Origin of the sequence: Actinospineispora spinosispora DSM 44797 (assembly GCF_000429025.1) — a bacterium.
Lineage (GTDB): Bacteria > Actinomycetota > Actinomycetes > Mycobacteriales > Pseudonocardiaceae > Pseudonocardia > Pseudonocardia spinosispora.
Genome location: NZ_KE386833.1, coordinates 199,974 through 217,528, shown reverse-complemented (window position 1 = coordinate 217,528; position 17,555 = coordinate 199,974). Strand labels below are relative to the sequence as shown.

The window sequence follows — 17,555 nt, the reverse complement described above, 5'->3', positions numbered from 1 at the left end:
AAGGACAGCTCCATGCCACCAGGAGTGGGCTCCCCGCGCCCGAGCGCATTACGCGCGCTCGGCGGCCCGTGGCGCGCTCTGGGCGACCTGGGCAAGCACGCCGCCTTCTACAGCGAGGCCATCGCCTGGATCCCGAAGTCGGTCAAGAACTACAAGCGCGAACAGGTTCGGCTGGTCGCCGAGGTCGGCATGAGCGAGGGCTCGCTCGCCGTCATCGGCGGCTCGTCGGTGATCACCCTGTTCATCACGTTCTTCGCCGGACTCAACGGTGGGGTGCAGGTCTACTACGGCCTCGCGGACCTCAACCTGGAGGCACTCGCGGGGTTCAGTGGAGCGATCATCGTGCCCCGACTGCTCACCCCGATCGTGGCGGGCACCGCGCTGGCCGCGACGGTCGGAACCGGCTTCACCGCCCAGCTGGGCGCGATGCGGATCAGCGAGGAGATCGACGCGCTCGAGGTGATGAGCGTCCGGTCGCTGCCCTATCTGGTCAGCACCCGCGTCGCCGCCGGGATGATCACCATCGTGCCGATCTACGCGATGGCGCTGGTCGGTGGCTGGGTCTCCTGGAAGCTGTCATTGGTGCAGTTCTTCGGGCTGTCCAGCGGGGTCTACGAGCACTACTTCGACACGTTCCTCCAGCCGGCGGACATCCTGTACGCGGTGGCCCAGGCGGTCGGTATCGCCGTGGTCGTCATCCTGATCCACACCTACTACGGCTACACCGCCAGCGGTGGCCCGGTCGGGGTCGGCGAAGCGGTCGGCAAGGCGGTACGCGCCTCGTTCGTCGCCGTGATGACCGTGTGCCTGCTCATCGCCACCGCGCTGTACGGCGCCTCGGACACGCTGCGGATCTCGGGATGAACGCCGACCAGGAGAGCAGCTGGTCACGGACCCGGTACCAGGTGTACGGCGTCGCTCTCATCGGGCTCGTCCTGGTGGCCGCGACCGTGGCCGTCGCCGCGTACGACAAGGCCTTCACCTCCTCGATCCCGGTGACGCTGCAGGCCGGCAGGGCCGGCCTGCAGATGCACCCGGGCAACCGGGTGAAGATTCGCGGCGTCGACCTGGGACGGGTCGAGACCGTTGCGCTGAACCCGGACGGCCGGGGTGTCACGTTGGGATTGGCACTGGACCCGACCCTGGCGAAGCAGCTACCGGCGAACGTCACCACCGACCTCGACCAGCTCACCGTGTTCGGCAACAAGACGGTGCAGCTGCAGTACCCGGCGAACCCGGTCACCGACCGCCTGCGACCAGGCGCGGTGCTTGTCGCCCGGCACGTATCGGGCGAGGTCAACGACACCTTCCAGGAGCTGATGAGAGTGCTGACCGAGGTGCGGCCGGCGAAGCTGAACGCCACCCTCGGTGCGTTCGCCGAGGCGCTGCGCGGCAACGGCGACTCGCTCGGCGCGACCATCACCACCGCCGACGGCTACCTGGGCAAGCTCAACCATGACCTGCCCGCGCTGCGCCGCGACTTCGCGGTCACCGCCGGGTTCGCCGACGTCTACGCGGACGCCGCCCCGGACATCGTCACGCTGCTGCGCAACGCCGGAACCACGTCGGCCACCCTCGTCGATCCCCGAACGGACCTGCCTGGGCTGCTGCGGGCCGGTCAGCGCGTCGGCTCACAGCTCGACTCCTTCTTCGGGCACAACGGCGACCCGCTCACCGACATGCTCAGCTCGCTGCGCCCGACCACCAGCCTTCTCCAGGAGTACTCGCCCGCGCTCACCTGTTTCCTTGACGGCGCGGCGCGCAGCTACGACGGCCTGAACACGCACGTGTTCACCGAGAGCGGCGCGGGCTTCGAGGCCAAGCCGGTACCCGGCACCAGCCCCTACCGGTATCCGGACGACCTGCCCACCGTAGGGCCCGGTCCACAGCGCGGACCCAATTGCCGTGGTCTGCCCTCGGTGCGGCCGGACGAGGCCCGCAAGATCGACTACACCTCGGGCCCGGCCAGCCTGCGTCAGCCGAGACCGGACAACTCGCCCCGAATCCCGCGTCAGCCCGCCGTGGTCACCATGTTCGGTCCGGACGCGCTGCCACCGTTGGCGTCCATGTCGAAGTCCCCGAGCGGGGGTAGCCGCTGATGGCCAGAAGGGACAACGCACTGGCGGTGACCGCGCCGCTGATCAAGACCGTCGCCTTCGCGGTGCTCGGCACCCTGATCCTGGCGGTGCTGTGGGTGCAGTTCGGCCAGATCCGGTTCGACCGGCAGAAGAGCTACTCGGCGATCCTGCAGAGCGCCTCGGGCATCCGCCCGGCATCCACCGTGACCGCCAACGGTGTCGCGGTCGGCCGGATCGACGATGTGGAGCTGTACGACAACAGCCAGGCGCGGGTGCATTTCACCATCGACGCCACCGTGCCGCTGACCACCACGACGCTGGCGCGGGTGCGCTGGAAGAACCTGACCGGTGACCAGTACCTGGACCTGAGCCCCGGCGCACCGGGCGCGCCGCCACTGCCCGACGACGCGACCATCCCGGTGAACCGGACCAGGCCCGCGCTGGACATCGACCAGCTGCTCAACGGGTTCGACCCGCTGTTCCAGGGCCTGCAACCCGCGCAGGTCAACCAGCTGTCCGGTGAGCTGGTGAGCGTCCTGCAGGGCCAGGGCGGCACCATCGAGTCGGTCTTCGCCCACGCCGCGTCCTTCACCGGCTCGCTGGCCGCGCAGGACAAGCTGATCGGCAGCGTGATCGGCAACCTGAACACCGTCGTGGGGAACCTGGACGCGCACTCGGCCCAGCTGTCGGACACGCTCCTCGCGGCGCAACAGCTGGTCAGCAAGCTCAACGACCACCGCCAGGAGCTGGTGACCGGGCTGGACAGGACCGCGCATCTCGCGGACCAGGTCGGTGACGTCGCCGCCGCGCTGCGCTCCGGGCACGACACCCTGACCCAGCTCGGCCGCGCGTCCCAGGCCGTCAACGACTACGGCGGCGAGCTGGACCGGGTGCTCGGTCTGCTGCCCGGCATGTACCTGCGCCTGGGCAGGCTGACCAGCGGCGGCGCCGCGTACAACGTGAACGTCTGCCAGCTGCGACTGCGACTGAGCGGGCCGGACGGCAAGCCCTACTACTCACCGTGGTTCGGCCCCAGCGACAACAGCCCCCGGTGCAGCCGGGACAACGTGGCGCCGCTGCAGGGCGAGGAGCCGACGAACGTGCACGGCCCTGAGCTGCCGCCGGAGCGCTACGACGGTCAGGCGGTCGCGTCCTCCGCGCCGCACATCGGTTACGTGCAGCCGCACGACACGAACCCGCAGCCGGGGGTGCACGACAAGTGAGAATGCCCAGATTCCGGGAGTTCAACCCGCTCAGCACGGCGACCGCCGGCCTCGCCGCCGTCGCGGGCGCGCTGCTGCTGGCGTTCATCGTGCCGAGCCTGCCGCTGGTGGCGGGCCCTTCGTACCGCGCCGAGTTCTCCGACGCCGGAGGTATGACGGTCACCGACCAGGTCTGGGTCGCCGGCACGCCGGTCGGGAAGGTCACCGACATGACGCTCAAGGGCGACAAGGTGGAGGTGACGTTCACCGCCAAGCAGGTCAGGCTGGGCGCCACCAGCACAGCGGCGATCAAGACCGGCACCCTGCTGGGTAAACGCTACCTCGGGCTGACCCCGGGCGACGGCCCGCCGATGCGCTCCGGGGACACCATCCCGCTCGCCCGTACGAGCACGCCGTACAACGTCACAGCGAGCCTGGAGCGCCTGACCCGACAGACTCAGGACTTCGACAAGCCGAAGATCGAGGCCGCACTCAACGCGTTCAGCGACGCCTTCGCCGACACCCCGGACGATGTGCACAAGACCTTGGTGAACGTCCGTGCCCTTTCCGACACGATCAGCTCCCGGGATCAGGCGGTGCTCGAGCTGCTGAGCCACGCCAACGCGGTCAGCGGGGAGCTCGACGACCGCACCGCGCAGTTCCAGTCCCTGCTGGTGGACGGCAACAGCCTGCTCGGCGAGCTCCAGCAGCGTCAACGGGTGCTCAATGAGCTGTTCCGCAACCTCAACTACGTCGCCGAGCAGGCTCGCGGTTTCGCCAAGGAGAACAACGAGCAGATCGGCGGGGTTCTCGACGAGCTGAACGACGTGCTGGGCATCGTGCAGCGCAACAACGCCAACATCTCGCTGGCGCTCAAGCGCGTGTCCTCCTTCGTCGGCGGGCTCGGTGAGGGCATCTCCAGCGGCCCGTCGTTCGTCGTCGAGGTCGGGCTGCACACCGGCGGCGACATCGTCAACTACACCGACCTGCTGCGCCAGGTGAACAACCCGCAGGCGCCCCGGGTCCCCAGCGGGCCGGGCCTGCCCGGCGGCTTGGGGAACGTGCCGGCTCCGCTGGCCGCGCCGCCCAGTGGGTCCGGTGCGGACGAGCCGCTGCCGCAGCGCAAGGACGCCCCACCCGGAAACCAGTACGGCTCGGAGCCCGGCAGTGCGCTGCTGCCTTTGATGGGAGGCAACTGATGTCCGCTCTGCTCCGCGGAGTCCCGCGCCTCGCCTGGGCGCTGCTGGGTGCGCTGGCCGTCGTCGCCGCGGTGGTCCACCTCGTCGGCGGCGGGAACGGCAAACACGGCACCGCCTACTTCGCCGAGACCAAGGGTGTGTACCCGGGCGACGCGATCCGCGTCCTCGGCATGCAGGTCGGAGCCATCGACAAGATCACGCCGGACGGGGACCGGGTGCGGGTGGACTTCCACTACGACCGGGAGTACTCGCTGCCCGCGCACGTGAACGCGGCGATCCTGTCCCCCACCTTGGTCGCCACCCGGTTCATCCAGCTGGACCCGCCGTACACCGAGGGCCCGACGCTGCCCGAGGGCGGCGTGATCCCGGTGGAACGCACCGCATCACCGGTCGAGTTCGACGAGCTCAAGGCGCAGCTGTCCCAGCTGTCCGACGCGCTGGGCCCGAACGGGGCCAACGAGCAGGGGGCGCTGAACCGGGCGCTGACCACGATCGACGCCAACGGTCGCGGCGAGGGGCAGAACTTCCACGACATGCTGACCTCGCTGTCGAAGGCCGCGAAGACGCTGTCGGACGGGCGGGGCGATCTGTTCGGCACCGTGCGCAACCTGGCCGGCTTCTCCGCGCAACTCAGCCGCTACGACGATCGGATCGTCGAGTTCGACCACCGCCTCGCGGACGTCTCCGCGACCCTGGACGACAACAGCGACGAGCTACGCAGCCTGCTACCCAAGATCGACGATGCGGCGACCCAGGTCGACGACTTCCTCGGACGGCACGGCGACCAGCTCCATCGGACCGTCGACCTCGCGGGGTCGGTGTCCAGGAACCTCGCGCAGCAACGCATGAACATCGCCAACGTGCTGCACGTCGGCCCCAACGCGCTGACCAACTTCGTGAACATCTTCAACCCGCGCACCGGCACCATCGACCCGAGCCTGTCGGCCAACAACGTGGCCGGTTTCGGCGGTCCCGGCGACGCGATCTGCGCGGCCATCACCTCGGCGGCAGCCGCGGACGTGAAGAAGGGCCAGGACATGTGCGTGCAGTACCTCGGCCCCGTGTTCCGACACCTGGCCATGCAGTCCCCTCCGGTAGGGCTCAGTCCGGTGGCCGTGCCCCGGGGCAGCCTGCCCAGCTACGGCAACGTCGAGGACGGCCAGCCGGACACCAACTACTCACCGAACGGCAGCAACTCCGACCTGCCGCGCTCGTCGACCGCCAACGGCGACGACCGCACCTATCCCGGTCCGGAGTCGCTCGGTGAGCTCGGCCAGAAGGGCGGTCGCTGATGCGTGGGGTCGTGCTGGCGTTGGCCTCGGCCGGCGTCCTGCTGTGCGCGAGCGGCTGCTCCTCCTACAAGGGCATCAACTCACTGCCGCTGCCCGGCACCACCGGTACCGGCGACGGCAGCTACCAGGTGACCCTGCGCATGGCGAACGCGGACAACATGGTGCCGAACACCCCGGTGCTGATCGACGACATCCCGGTCGGCACGGTCACCGGCATCTCGCTGGACGGATGGACGCCGATGCTCACCGTGCGGCTCGGTAAGGATGTGCGGCTGCCCGCGAACGCCACCGCGTCCCTCGGGCAGACCAGTCTTCTCGGCTCGAAGCACATCCAGCTCGCCGCGCCGAAGGACGAACCGGCCATCGGCCGCCTCGGTCCCGGCGCGGTGATCGGCACCGACCGTACTCGCGCCAACCCCGAGACCGAGGACCTACTGGCTGGTGTGTCGCTGCTGCTCAACGGGGGTGGTCTGCAGAGCTTCCAGACGATCACGACCGAGCTGAACCAGGCCCTCGGTGGTGGCCGCGCCGAGGACGCGCGGAGCCTGCTGACCCGGTTGGACTCGTTCACCGGAGGCCTCGACCAGCAGAAGGGCGACATCATCGCGGCGATGCGGGGGCTGGACCGTCTCACCGGGATCCTCGCGCCCCGGATGAACGAGATCAACACGGCGCTGCGCGACCTGCCGGGCGGCCTGCGCACGGTGACCGACGAGGAGCCGAGGATCCGCGACGTCCTCGACCGGTTCGGCAACGCCACGGAGTCGCTCGCCCCGTTCGCGGACACGGGTTCCAAGCAACTGCGCGGCGTACTCAGCGAGCTCGAACCAGCGCTGCGGCGTACCGCCGACGTGCAGCGCGGCACCATCCCGCGTGCCCTGCGGCTGCTGCCCGGTGTGGTGTTCCCGATCGACGCGGTGCCGTTCCTGGTGCGGGGCGACTCGGTGAACCTCGACGTCAACCTCGACCTGACCAACGAGTCGCTGGACGCCGCGTTCCTCAACGGGACCCCGCTGGGTGGCTCGCTGGGCAACGCCACCAGGCAGCTGCGCGACGAAAGCCCCCGCCTGCTGCCCGGGCACGACTCACCGGCGCCCGCGCTCACCGGGAAGGGCCCCACGCTGCCCGCGCTGCCCGGCGCGGCGCCCACCGGCTCCCCACCGGATCGCGCGGGCCCGGGTTCGCCGCTCGACGGCTCCGGTGGCCTGCTGCCGGGTCTGCACGGAACCGGAGGCTGATCATGATCAGTGCATACATCCGCCGCCAGCTCGCGGTGTTCGCCCTGCTCGCGCTCAGTGCGGTGCTGATCATCGTGTTCGGCTACGCGCACCTGCCCACCGTGCTCGGCTACGGGCAGATGCAGGTGACCGCGCTGTTCGCGGACGGAGCCGGGGTCTATCCCAACGGCAACGTGACCGCACGTGGAGCCCAGATCGGCAAGATCAAATCAGTGTCGATGACCCCCGCCGGGGTCGCGGTGACCATGTCGGTCGAACAGGGCGTGAAGGTCGCCCTCGATGCCCGTGCCGAGCTGCACAGCCAGTCCGCGGTCGGCGAGCAGTACGTCGACCTGGTGTCCGAGCACCCCGGCGGCCCCTACCTGCGGCCGGGCACGGTCATCCCGATGGACCGGACCAGCGTGCCGGTGCAGATCGCGCCGGTGCTGGACAAGGTGACCGACCTGCTCGCCTCGGTGCCGGACAACGGCGTCCAGACCTTCCTCGACGAGGGGTACCTGGCCTTCCAGAACCTCGGTCCGGACCTGCGAACCCTGACCCGCGGCGGAGTGGACCTGGTGGACGAGGCGGACCGCAACTACCCACAGACCGCGCAGCTGATCACCACGGTCGGCCCGCTGTTGGACACGCAGAACGTGGCGGGTGACAGCGTGCGAGCCTCGTTCTCCCGGCTGGCCCACTTCACGGGTGTGCTCGCCGACCAGGACGGACACCTGCGCCACGGAGTGCCCGCGCTGCGCGACGCGGCCGGGTCGGTGGCCGGCTTCCTGAACGACAACTACCAGGGCACCTCGGTACTGGCCGGGAACCTGCGCACGGTAGGCGGGCTGCTCGGTGTGTACCGGCCCGCGCTGGAGCAGGTGTTCACCGACTACCCGATCGCGCTGGCCTGGGAACAGATCATCACCGACGGACCGAACCGGGGCGGGCACGCCGGCCTGCAGCTCAACGTGTACCCCGGTTGCACCCAGGGGTTCCAGTCGACGGCGGAGCGAAACGGCAACGACCTGACCGACAAGGACCCGGTGCCCAACACCTACTGCAAGGTTCCGCACAACGACCCGCGCGTGGTGCGCGGTGCGCGCAACATCCCCTGTCTGGAGGGCAAGGTGGGCGTGCGCGCGGCAACCGCGCAGGAATGCCTCGGCCGCGCACCGGACGAGACCACCGGTGACGGCACCCCGTTCGCGCCGGAGAACCCGCTGGCCACCGGCCGATTGCCGCAGAGCGGCCCGCTCAGCCCGCCCGCCGTCTCCGGCTCGAACCGGGACGACCCGCTCGCGGCGCTGGGCGGCACCGGCGCCCCAGGAAAGGAGACCCCGTGGCAGTCCTTGCTGACCGGGCCGCTGAACCCGTGACCGAGACACCGGCGCGACCGGCAGGCGCGCGTCGGTTCCACCCGGCCCCGGTGCTGCTCGGTGTGCTGGCGCTCGCGGTGCTGGTGGTGTGCGGGATGTTCGGCACCGCCGCCGTGCGCGGACTGTTGACCGAGCACGGCAGAACGAGTGCGCTGGCGGCGGGTGGCCAGATGGCCGTGTACCTGACCACGTTCGACCACGACTCGGCCGAGTCCGACGTGCGACGGTTGGAGGCACTCACCACCGCCGAGTTCGCCAAGGGCTTCGCCGGCGACCGCGCCGCGTTCCTCGCCACCCTCGGTGAGGAGAAGATCGCGATGGCCGGGACGGTGCGGTCCTCGGGGGTGCAGAGCTACGACGGCTCCACCGCGACGGTGCTGGCGGCCGTGCGCGCCGAGGTGACCACCGCGAAGGCCCCCACCCCGCAAGCGCGGGACTACCGGCTGAAGCTGTCGCTGGTCCACCAGGACGGGCGCTGGCTGACGTCGGCCGTGGAGTTCGTGTCATGACCGGGCCAACCGGCGACCGCGGCCGAACGTGGTACAGGCGCGTGGCGGAGGCCCCCGCCCGAACCGGTCGTGCGGTGCGCGCACTCACCGTGACGGTGTCGCGGCGGCCCGAGCGGGCGGTGCGGCTCCTGGGTGTCGTGGTGTGTGCGCTGGCCCTGGTCGGCGCGCTGTGCTGGTGGCGGTCCGCGCACCAGGACCGGCTGGACGCGGCCCGCGCGCAGGCCACCTCGACAGCCGTCAACGCGGTCACCGACCTGCTGTCCTACGACTACCGGTCGATCGACCAGCAGGTCGGGAACACCCGTGGCGCGGTCACCGGCGGCTTCGCCGACGACTACGCGCGCCTGGTCCATGACACGGTCGCGCCCGGCGCCAAGGACCAGCAGCTGTCCATGTCGACCTCGGTCCTGGACACGGCGGTGGTGTCCGGCGGCGAGGACGAGGTCGAGCTGTTGGTGTTCCTCGACCAGCAGTCGCGGACCCGGTTCACGCCGAAGCCCGGGTTCAGCCCCCAGCAGGTACGGGTGACCATGCTGCGCACCCCGGACGGCTGGCGGGTCTCCCAGCTGCGACCGGTCTGAGCATGGCCGGCGACACGATGTGGAAGGCGGTCTGATGGGTACCGGGGTGACGATCGAGGTCAGCGGTCTCTCGAAGTGGTTCGGTCGGGCCAACGTGTGGTCCGACGTCACGTTCACCATGCCTCCCGGTGAGGTGAGTGTGCTGCTCGGGCCGTCCGGCACGGGGAAGTCGGTGTTCCTCAAGTGCTTGATCGGATTGCTCAAACCGGAGACGGGGTCGATCTTCATCCACGACACCGACCTGGTCAGTGCGCGGGCGGAGCAGCTGTACGACATCCGCAAGCTGTTCGGGGTGCTGTTCCAGGACGGGGCACTCTTCGGGTCGATGAACCTGTTCGACAACATCGCGTTCCCGTTGCGCGAGCACACCCGCAAGGGCGAGCGGGAGATCCGTGACATCGTCATGGAGAAGGTCGACATGGTGGGTCTGACCGGGGACGAGGACAAGCTTCCCGGCGAGATCTCCGGTGGGATGCGCAAGCGGGCGGGCCTGGCCAGGGCTCTGGTGCTGGAGCCGGAGATCGTGCTGTTCGACGAGCCCGACTCCGGGCTGGACCCGGTACGCACGGCCTACCTCAACCAGCTGATCATCGACCTGAACGCGAAGACCGACGCGACGTTCCTGATCGTCACCCACGACATCAACACGGCGCAGACCGTGCCGGACAACATCGGTATCATGTACCACAAGCACCTGGCCATGTTCGGGCCCCGCGAGCTGCTGCTGACCAGCGAGGACCCGGTGGTCGCGCAGTTCCTCAACGGGCGGCGGGAAGGCCCGATCGGCATGTCCGAGGAGAAGGACGCCGACGAGCAGGCAGCGGAGAACGGTCGGACCCGGTTCACCGTGCCCTCGATGAAGCCCCAGCTGCGCGCCAGCGGCGGCCTGGAGCGCAAGGCGGTCGCGCGCCGGATGCAGCGGGTGATGAACATGGTGCACGAGCTGCCGCCTCGGGCCCGGCACGCGGTGGTCGACTCGCTCGACGAGGGCGACCGGGTGCGCTACCGCGACGTCATCGGCGACGCTCGACTCGCGTGATGTGGAGCCGGTGCGTGCCGGGACCAGGTGCCTTGGCCCCGGCACGCACCGGCTGTCACGCGCGGCGCAGCAACGTCCCGGTGCCGATCCCGCCGCCGCAGCACATGGTGACCAGCGCATGCTCGCCGCCGCCGCGCCGCAGCTCGTGCACCGCCTTGGTGACCAGACCCGTGCCGGTGGCCCCGAGCGGATGTCCGAGGGCGATGGCCCCGCCGTTCGGGTTGACCGTCGCCATGTCCGGGCGCAGCTCCCGTTCCCAGGCCAGTACCACCGAGGCGAAGGCCTCGTTGATCTCCACAACGTCGATGTCCGACATGGTCATCCGGTGTCGGTCCAGCAGTGCGCGGGTCACGTCGATGGGTCCGGTGAGCATCAGCACCGGGTCGCTGCCCAGCAGTGCGGTGCCGGTCACCTCGGCGAGCGCCCGCAGACCGTTCGACGCCGCCGCGTCGGCCGACATGAGCAGCACGGCGGACGCACCGTCGGAGATCTGGGAGGAGGTGGCAGCGGTGTGCACTCCGTCCTCGCGACCACTCGGACGCAGCGTGGACAGCGTCTCCAGGGTGGTCTCCCGCACGCCCTCGTCGCGCTCGACGGTGACCGTCGCGCCCTCGTCCCTCGTCCCGTCCTCGGCGAGGGCCGGCGCCTCGACCGGCAGCAGCTGGGAGTCGAATGCCCCCGCGGCCTGCGCGGTCGCCGCCCGGTCCTGGGAGAGCTTGCCGAACCCGTCCGTGTCGGCCCGGGTGATGCCCCACTTGTCCGCGATGCGCTCTGCGCCTTCGAACTGACTGGTGTACTCGTGGTGCTTCCAGTAGTTGCGGTTCACCGGGCGCCCGAGGCTTCCGTCGCGCGGCACCGTGGAACCCATCTTCACGGTGCTCATCACCTCGACTCCGCAGGCGACCACGGCGTCCGCGGCACCTGAGGCGATCAGCGAGCAGCCCAGGTTGAGTGCCTGCTGGGAGGAGCCGCACTGGGTATCGACAGTGGTGGCGGGTACCTCGATCGGCAGCCCGGCGGCCAGCCACGCTCCCCTGCCGATGTTGAACGCCTGCATCCCGACCTGACCGACGCATCCCGCGATGACCTGGTCGACCTCGGTCGCGGGCAGACCGGCCCGTTCGAGCACGGCTCGCTGGACCAGTCCCAGCAGATCGACCGAGTGCAGGGTGGACAACGTGCCGTTGCGGCGCCCGAAGGGAGTCCGGACCGCTTCCACGACGACGACTTCTCGCACAGGCTCTCCTGACGTTGATGTTGCGGGGAGGGATTCGAGGGACCGGTCAGCCGCGCCTGCCCAGTCGGGCGCGCAGCTCTGCGATCGCGGTGCGTGTCTCCGGAAGTCCGAACAGGGTGAGCTGGGCCTGGTACTCGGCCGCCAGCTGGCCGTCGAGGTCGCTGGCGGCCGAGCGGGACAGCAGCTGTTTGGTGGCCTGCATCGCCACCGTCGGCAGTCGGGCCAGCTGCTCGGCCAGCTCCATCGCCTCCGGCAGCGCACGACCTTCCGGTGCGACCTGGTCGACCAGCCCGAGCCCGGCGGCTTCCTCCGCGCCGAGCACGGGGTTGCGCAGCAACAACTGGTTCGCGGCTCGCCAGCCCAGCAACCGGGGTAGGAAGTACGTCATCCCCATCTCGGGAGCCACTCCGACGCCGAGGAACCCGGGGGTCAACCGCGCGTTCGCCGCCGCAACACGGAAGTCCTGCAGCACCGCGAAGGCGAGGCCACCGCCGGCGGTCACCCCGTTGAGCGCCGCGACCGTCGGCTTCGGCATGCCGGCGATCCGCCGCGTCCAGCGACCGATGCCCCCCGCCGGTTCGAGAAGCCGCTGATTGCGACTCAACGACCCGATGCCCTTGTCTCCACCGATGAGGTCGTCGTTCAGCACGTCCACCGGCGCCCGTTCCAGCTGCCCGTCCGCCTCCTGCAGATCCATGCCGACGCAGTAGGTGGAACCGGCCCCCGTCGTCACGACGACGCGGATCGAGTCGTCCTCTGCCGCCTCGGTGAATGCTTCCAGGATCTCCGCCAGCATCCTGCCCGCGACCGAGTTCTTGCTCTCGGGCCGGTTCAACGTCACCAGCAGTGTCGCCCCATGGCGCTCGGTGAGCACATCAGCCATCGTTTTCCCTAATTCTCAACCGATCGACCGAATCTATTCTCGCACTGCAAAGGTAGTTTCTACCTGAATATTGCCACGCTGTCCAACCGGTCGGTTGAGAGCAAGTCGACACTTCGCCACGTGAGCCCGCCGGCAGCGGCGTCATCCCACGAAGTCGTACCGGCGTGGCCGCGTCGCCCGGCGACCCGGTACGAGCAAAATCACATGCGCCACGGCGACACCATGGACCATGATCGTCCAGGACATCCGTTCCGCATGTCTGGAGGACAGTTGGTGGTGGCACGTCGCGGCCTCATCGCAGTAGTCGCAGCGGTCGTCGTTCTCGCCGGAGCGGCATTCGTCGCCGGTCTGGCGGTGGCCGCGCGCGGCGCGGGCGCCACTCGACCCGAGGCGCCGGAGCACGGAAGCCGTGAGTTCATGTTCCAGGTGATCGACCTGCAGACACGCAACCAGGGTGGGCAGACGATCAACCTGTTCTTCCACTACCGCTACAACAGCGGCATCACCGAGGTCGCCATCCCGGACTATCTGAGCATGCGCAAGTCCGCCCTCGACTACCTGGCCACCGTCGACGTCTCGAACAACCCCTACTGGGAGACGCTCAACAGCCAGATGTGCCGACAGCTCAAGCACGACTTCCCGGTCGAGGCCATCACCTGCGAGCTGCAAGTCCACGGAAACGACACCCCCGGCCCGCATTACGAGCCCGGCGACCACGCGAGCATCGAGACCCTCGGCGACATCGAACCGCTGGCAGTCCCGGGTCCGTCAACACCGACCGGGCGCTGAAAGCGGGCAACTCGTGCTGATTCTCCGCCGGTGTGGAAGCGTCGACGCGGTACTCGCGGTCCTCACCGCGACGACCACGGTCCACATCGGGCTGATCGTTCTCGGCAACATCACCGACTACGACACCAACCACCAGTTCGTCCTCCACGTCCTCGCCATGGACACCACGTTCCGGTCACCAGCCACGATGTGGCGCGCCGTCACCAGTCCCGCACTGGTCACGGCCACCTACCTGGCGATCATCGGGTGGGAGCTGGTCAGCACCATCCTGCTGGCCACGGCGACGGTCATGTGGCTGCGACGAGCCGGAAACCACAGCCATGCCACAGCACGCCAGCTCTCGAGCACGGGATGGCTGATGTGGCTGATCCTTTTCGGCGGCGGCTTCATCGCCATCGGCGGCGAATGGTTCGCCATGTGGCAGTCAACCCACTGGAACGGACTGAACCCGGCCCTGCAGAACTTCGTCATCGCCTCCGTCTGCCTCGTCCTGACTCACCTACCCCCACAGAGCAGCCCACCGAGGGCCGGCTCCAGCACATGACATACCGCGGTCATCCGCGGCTGAAGGGCCGCTTCAGGATCAGTTGGGCCGGGATGGCCCGACACCCACGATGTCGGGAACTAGCGGGGCGCTGGGCGTTTCCGAGCGCCTCGGACGTTCGGCGTTCCGGCATAGGTCGGCGCGCGGCGCATCGTGCGTTGTTGCTCGGTGGCTGGTCGGGCGCTCCGCCGGGCCACGGCCGTCGGCGGGCAGCCCGCTGGGTAGGTACTTCTCCGTGTCCTGGTAGCCACCTACACATACGTTGTACGGGGTGCTGCCACTGTCGGCCAGCAGGTGCCTCAGCTCGTTCCCGCGGCTCGGGGTAACTCCGTTCCCGGTCGACGCACCGAATCATGGGCGACTGCCCCACGGCGCAGCCCCCAGCGCTCACCGGTCACACGGCCCCAGGAGCAATGCAGCGCCGCCCGCCCCGGCTGCGGCCCGCGCTCCGGTTCCGTAACACCGGGGGCCTGTGGTGCTTGGAGCTGGTGGTGCCAGAGTAGACGGATGCGGTTATCGACTCCTCGCGCTTACTCGCTGCTGGCGCTCCTGGTGCTGCTCGTCGTCGCGGTACCCACTCTCGTGGCTTCGTACCGGCACGCCAGCGACGTCGTGCGCGGGGTCGGCGACCCGACGATGGCGCCGTGGCTGCCGGCTTCGATGGTGGGCCTGCTGGTTGCCTCGCTCGGGGTGGTGTGGCTGCGCCGCCGAGGTGATCAGCCTGTGGGCGCCGGTCCGTGGGCCGCATGCGGACTGGCGATGCTGATGATCGTGGGTGCCAACCTGGCCGCCGTGGATCGAGGATCGTTATCGGCCTACGCGGTCGCCCTGTTCCCGCCGATCGCGCTGGCGATCACGTTGGAGTTGGCGGCGGCCGTCGCCCTGCGCCGCGTACGGCACCACAGCCACGGCCAGGCCGGTCCGCCCACGACGGACGTTGTCGAGCGCGGACCCGACACCGTCGAGGACAAGCCCCGAGACCGACATCCAGTCGCGCCCGACCACACCCCGGAGCAGGTCGGTTCGGCGGACGACCACTCCGGCCCTGAGCCGGGTACCGATCGAGACGCGGTACTCCCGCCGGTCGGCTCCCAGCGGCGGGACCCACCCCAGCAGCTGTCACCAGCTCCTGGCGAGGATGGCCCGAAAGTAGCTGGTACGGACGACGCCGCGAGCCAAGACGAGGCACGATCGAGCAGGACGGCGGAGCCCAGCACTGCCCCGGACAAGGCTCCCGCCGCCGAGGCAGACCCGGTCGAGTCGGTAGCCGGTACGGCCCACCCCGACGTTGCTCAGCCACCTGACCAGACCGCGGCCGCGGTCGGCACGCCTGGGCCGGTCGACCAACGGACTGTCGTGCCACCGCCGCCTTCACCGAGCCCAGCCCGACCGGCACGCGCAGCCGCGAAGCCCCCCGCGCGAGGTAAACGAACAACGACCCCACGCCCGACAAGCCCCCCGGCCAGCGCGACGACGGACGTACCGGGCCGGGCGAGCCCGCGCACACGCCCCGTCCGAGCAGCGCAACCCGCCTCGACAACCGTGGCCGTCGAACCGCAGCCTCGGGAGGAACCCGCGTCGCCGGAATGAGCCGCAGCCAGGTCCCTCCCTTCCTGACCCCCGTGACCCCCGTGAGTGGCGAGTGGTTCTACCCCGAAGGGGCGCCGAAGGCGTAGCAACCCTCAGCACTCACGACAGCTTTTCCGTCGTGAGTGCTGAGGGTTGCTATAGGACCACTCGCCACTCACGACTCGACGGCGAAGCCGAGATGCCTTGAAGTCGGGCACGGGGCAAGTCAGGCACGGGGTTGCGCGTAAGTAGGAGCTGCGCTGCCACGAGGGGACGGACTACTCCACAGCGCGCTCGTACACCAGCTGACCGTCGACGTAGGTCCGGTCGACCCGGGTGTCCTTGATCTCCTGGGCCGGGCAGCTCAGGATGTCGCGGTCCAGCACCAGCACGTTGGCCCGGGTGCCCACCGTGATGCTGCCCTCCTCGCTCGCCCGTCCCGCGGCGTGCGCGGCGTTGCGGGTGTAACCGAGCAGAGCCTCCGAGGGTGTGATCGCCTCTTCGGGGTCGAACTCCGCGCCGAGGGCCGTTGTCCGGTTCACCGCGGCGTGCATGATCAGAGCCGGCTGGACCGGGCCGCAGGGGGTATCGGACGCGAGTGAGACACGCGCTCCGGCGTCGATCATGCTTCGCATCGGGAGCACCCGAAGGTGGTCCTGTTTCTCCTGCCGCAGTCCGCTGAACACCTCTCCCCACAGCCAGCCGAGGCCTGGGTTGCCGACGAAGTCGACGTCGAGGCGCGCGACGCGGGCCGCGTGGTGGGGTTCCGCGACGAAGGCGTGTTCCATCCTCAGGACAGCGCCCGCCCGCGAGCGTCGCCGCACCTCCTCGTAGGCGTCCAGACAGGCGCTGACCGCGCACCCGCCCATGGCGTGGATCGCGGTCGAGATCCCGTGCTCCCCCGCGTCCGTCGCCAGGTCGAGTATCTCCTCGTGCGAATGGAACGGAGTCCCGACGTGTCTGACACAGCCGTCGTGGATCTCGTCGATCGCCGGGCCGTCGGGAAAGAAGCGGTCGACGAAGAGCTTGATCGCGCCGCCGCGAAGCATCGTGCCCTCCTGCGCGAGCACCCGGTCGAGGATGTCGGGACGACGTAGGTCGGGCGGACTGTAGAAGTAGTCACCGCCGTGATACTGCTGAACGGTGAGCGGCAGTGAGCCCGACGCCGCCGCGCGACGGTAGAGCTCCGCTGCCCTCGTCGTCACCAGGGTGTCGCCGACCCCGGTGATCCCCATGGACAGGTACTCACGCATCTTCGCGTCGAGCAGGACGACCGACTGGTCCCAGTCCCGCTCGATGCACGCACCCCACGCCGCCTCGTGCACGCGGTTGATGGCCGCTTCCCAGAGAATCCCCGTCGGCTCACCACCTCTGTCCTTCTCGAACTCACCACCCCACGGCTGCGGGGCATGGGCGGTGATCCCAGCCAGTGTCAGCGCCTCGGTATTGGCGTAACCGGCGTGGCAGCTGCTGTCCCGGAGGAAGAACGGGTTGTGCGGGGCGACCTCGTCGAGTTCCTGCCGCGTCGGGTTGCGCTGCTCGCGCACCTGGGTGTGGAAGAAGCCGCTACCCATCACCCACTGTCCCCTCGGCAGGCTCCGGCAGTGCATGTCGATGGCACCGAGTACCTCGTCGATCGACTGCAGAGGCGGAGTGGAGCAGTCGACACCGAGTGGATCGAACGCCGTGACGCTCAGGTGGTTGTGGTTGTCGATGAAGCCGGGCACCACGGTTCGACCGCCGACGTCGAGCACTGCCGCGTCGCCGGTCGCCACCGCGCGTACCTGCTGTTCGCTGCCCACAGCGGCGATGCGGCCCCCGCTGAGCAGCACCGCCCGCGCGACCGTGCCGCCCGGGTCCATCGTTCGCACGTTGCCGTTCACGATCGCGACGTCCCGACCTTGCACCACGGTGTCCTCCGACTTCGCCCGGCCCGGACAGAACTCGGTCCGAGCACCCGCCCCTGTGTTGATCTCGAAGCTAAGGCACGGCCGAACGACCGCTGAGGCGAAATGCGCACGGCCCGACCGGCGATGT

Annotated in this window: 16 protein-coding genes; 13 read left to right on the top strand and 3 right to left on the bottom strand. The window is 69.5% G+C overall.

Annotated features, from left to right (window positions below):
- Positions 1–12: 12 nt before the first annotated feature.
- The 10 genes from G406_RS0124645 to G406_RS49605 are packed head-to-tail and all read left to right on the top strand — an operon-like array spanning position 13 to position 10,496.
- Entirely contained in the window at positions 13–864 is an 852-nt protein-coding gene (locus tag G406_RS0124645) for an ABC transporter permease (protein ID WP_037078338.1), read from the top strand.
- Entirely contained in the window at positions 861–2,099 is a 1,239-nt protein-coding gene (locus G406_RS49635; RefSeq protein WP_051342628.1) for an MCE family protein, read from the top strand. The genes G406_RS0124645 and G406_RS49635 overlap by 4 nt, the downstream gene beginning before the upstream one ends.
- Positions 2,099–3,301: an MCE family protein gene (locus G406_RS49630; protein WP_051342625.1), complete on the top strand. Its 1,203-nt coding sequence runs from the start codon at positions 2,099–2,101 to the stop codon at positions 3,299–3,301. The genes G406_RS49635 and G406_RS49630 overlap by 1 nt, the downstream gene beginning before the upstream one ends.
- 2 nt (positions 3,302–3,303) lie before the next feature.
- Entirely contained in the window at positions 3,304–4,479 is a 1,176-nt protein-coding gene (locus tag G406_RS49625) for an MCE family protein (protein WP_051342624.1), read from the top strand.
- Entirely contained in the window at positions 4,479–5,771 is a 1,293-nt protein-coding gene (locus tag G406_RS49620) for an MCE family protein (RefSeq protein WP_051342623.1), read from the top strand. Before G406_RS49625 ends, G406_RS49620 begins: the two co-directional genes overlap by 1 nt.
- On the top strand, positions 5,771–7,009 hold the full coding sequence (locus G406_RS49615; protein WP_051342622.1) for an MCE family protein: 1,239 nt from the start codon (positions 5,771–5,773) through the stop codon (positions 7,007–7,009). Before G406_RS49620 ends, G406_RS49615 begins: the two co-directional genes overlap by 1 nt.
- A gap of 2 nt (positions 7,010–7,011) precedes the next feature.
- Complete coding sequence (locus G406_RS0124615; RefSeq protein WP_028935816.1) at positions 7,012–8,367, top strand: MCE family protein; 1,356 nt, start codon at positions 7,012–7,014, stop codon at positions 8,365–8,367.
- The gene (locus tag G406_RS54525) at positions 8,331–8,876 is read left to right on the top strand and encodes a hypothetical protein (protein ID WP_156935140.1); all 546 of its coding nucleotides are present in this window, start codon (positions 8,331–8,333) and stop codon (positions 8,874–8,876) included. The genes G406_RS0124615 and G406_RS54525 overlap by 37 nt, the downstream gene beginning before the upstream one ends.
- 41 nt (positions 8,877–8,917) lie before the next feature.
- On the top strand, positions 8,918–9,457 hold the full coding sequence (locus G406_RS0124605) for a hypothetical protein (RefSeq protein ID WP_028935814.1): 540 nt from the start codon (positions 8,918–8,920) through the stop codon (positions 9,455–9,457).
- A 34-nt stretch (positions 9,458–9,491) separates the two neighbouring features.
- Positions 9,492–10,496 (top strand): ABC transporter ATP-binding protein, encoded by a 1,005-nt coding sequence (locus tag G406_RS49605; protein WP_051342621.1) that lies wholly within the window; start codon positions 9,492–9,494, stop codon positions 10,494–10,496.
- Positions 10,497–10,551: 55 nt separating this feature from the next.
- Here the strand turns inward: G406_RS49605 and G406_RS0124595 are convergent, their stop codons facing one another.
- A complete protein-coding gene (locus G406_RS0124595; RefSeq protein WP_028935813.1) occupies positions 10,552–11,733 on the bottom strand; it encodes an acetyl-CoA C-acyltransferase in 1,182 nt (393 codons plus the stop codon).
- Between the two features lie 46 nt (positions 11,734–11,779).
- Complete coding sequence (locus G406_RS49600) at positions 11,780–12,616, bottom strand: enoyl-CoA hydratase/isomerase family protein (protein ID WP_084216365.1); 837 nt, start codon at positions 12,614–12,616, stop codon at positions 11,780–11,782.
- 255 nt (positions 12,617–12,871) lie between these two features.
- On the opposite strand from G406_RS49600, the gene G406_RS0124585 reads away from it, so the two are divergent.
- The 3 genes from G406_RS0124585 to G406_RS57305 all read left to right on the top strand — a co-directional run bounded on the left by G406_RS0124585 (position 12,872) and on the right by G406_RS57305 (position 15,539).
- The gene (locus tag G406_RS0124585; RefSeq protein WP_156935139.1) at positions 12,872–13,405 is read left to right on the top strand and encodes a hypothetical protein; all 534 of its coding nucleotides are present in this window, start codon (positions 12,872–12,874) and stop codon (positions 13,403–13,405) included.
- Positions 13,406–13,418: 13 nt separating this feature from the next.
- On the top strand, positions 13,419–13,949 hold the full coding sequence (locus G406_RS0124580; protein WP_028935811.1) for a DUF2165 domain-containing protein: 531 nt from the start codon (positions 13,419–13,421) through the stop codon (positions 13,947–13,949).
- 507 nt (positions 13,950–14,456) lie between these two features.
- Positions 14,457–15,539 (top strand): hypothetical protein, encoded by a 1,083-nt coding sequence (locus G406_RS57305; RefSeq protein WP_156935138.1) that lies wholly within the window; start codon positions 14,457–14,459, stop codon positions 15,537–15,539.
- A gap of 257 nt (positions 15,540–15,796) precedes the next feature.
- Here the strand turns inward: G406_RS57305 and G406_RS0124570 are convergent, their stop codons facing one another.
- Positions 15,797–17,428 (bottom strand): amidohydrolase, encoded by a 1,632-nt coding sequence (locus G406_RS0124570; protein WP_028935809.1) that lies wholly within the window; start codon positions 17,426–17,428, stop codon positions 15,797–15,799.
- Between the last annotated feature and the right edge of the window lie 127 nt (positions 17,429–17,555).

What these genes read in the sequence shown, in the direction of transcription:
- G406_RS0124585 (WP_156935139.1), top strand. Translation starts at nt 12,872, where the DNA reads ATGTCTGGAGGACAGTTGGTGGTGGCACGTCGCGGCCTCATCGCAGTA.
- G406_RS49600 (WP_084216365.1), bottom strand. Translation starts at nt 12,616, where the DNA reads ATGGCTGATGTGCTCACCGAGCGCCATGGGGCGACACTGCTGGTGACG.
- G406_RS0124615 (WP_028935816.1), top strand. Translation starts at nt 7,012, where the DNA reads ATGATCAGTGCATACATCCGCCGCCAGCTCGCGGTGTTCGCCCTGCTC.
- G406_RS49620 (WP_051342623.1), top strand. Translation starts at nt 4,479, where the DNA reads ATGTCCGCTCTGCTCCGCGGAGTCCCGCGCCTCGCCTGGGCGCTGCTG.
- G406_RS49635 (WP_051342628.1), top strand. Translation starts at nt 861, where the DNA reads ATGAACGCCGACCAGGAGAGCAGCTGGTCACGGACCCGGTACCAGGTG.
- G406_RS49625 (WP_051342624.1), top strand. Translation starts at nt 3,304, where the DNA reads ATGCCCAGATTCCGGGAGTTCAACCCGCTCAGCACGGCGACCGCCGGC.
- G406_RS49615 (WP_051342622.1), top strand. Translation starts at nt 5,771, where the DNA reads ATGCGTGGGGTCGTGCTGGCGTTGGCCTCGGCCGGCGTCCTGCTGTGC.
- G406_RS49605 (WP_051342621.1), top strand. Translation starts at nt 9,492, where the DNA reads ATGGGTACCGGGGTGACGATCGAGGTCAGCGGTCTCTCGAAGTGGTTC.
- G406_RS49630 (WP_051342625.1), top strand. Translation starts at nt 2,099, where the DNA reads ATGGCCAGAAGGGACAACGCACTGGCGGTGACCGCGCCGCTGATCAAG.
- G406_RS0124645 (WP_037078338.1), top strand. Translation starts at nt 13, where the DNA reads ATGCCACCAGGAGTGGGCTCCCCGCGCCCGAGCGCATTACGCGCGCTC.
- G406_RS57305 (WP_156935138.1), top strand. Translation starts at nt 14,457, where the DNA reads ATGCGGTTATCGACTCCTCGCGCTTACTCGCTGCTGGCGCTCCTGGTG.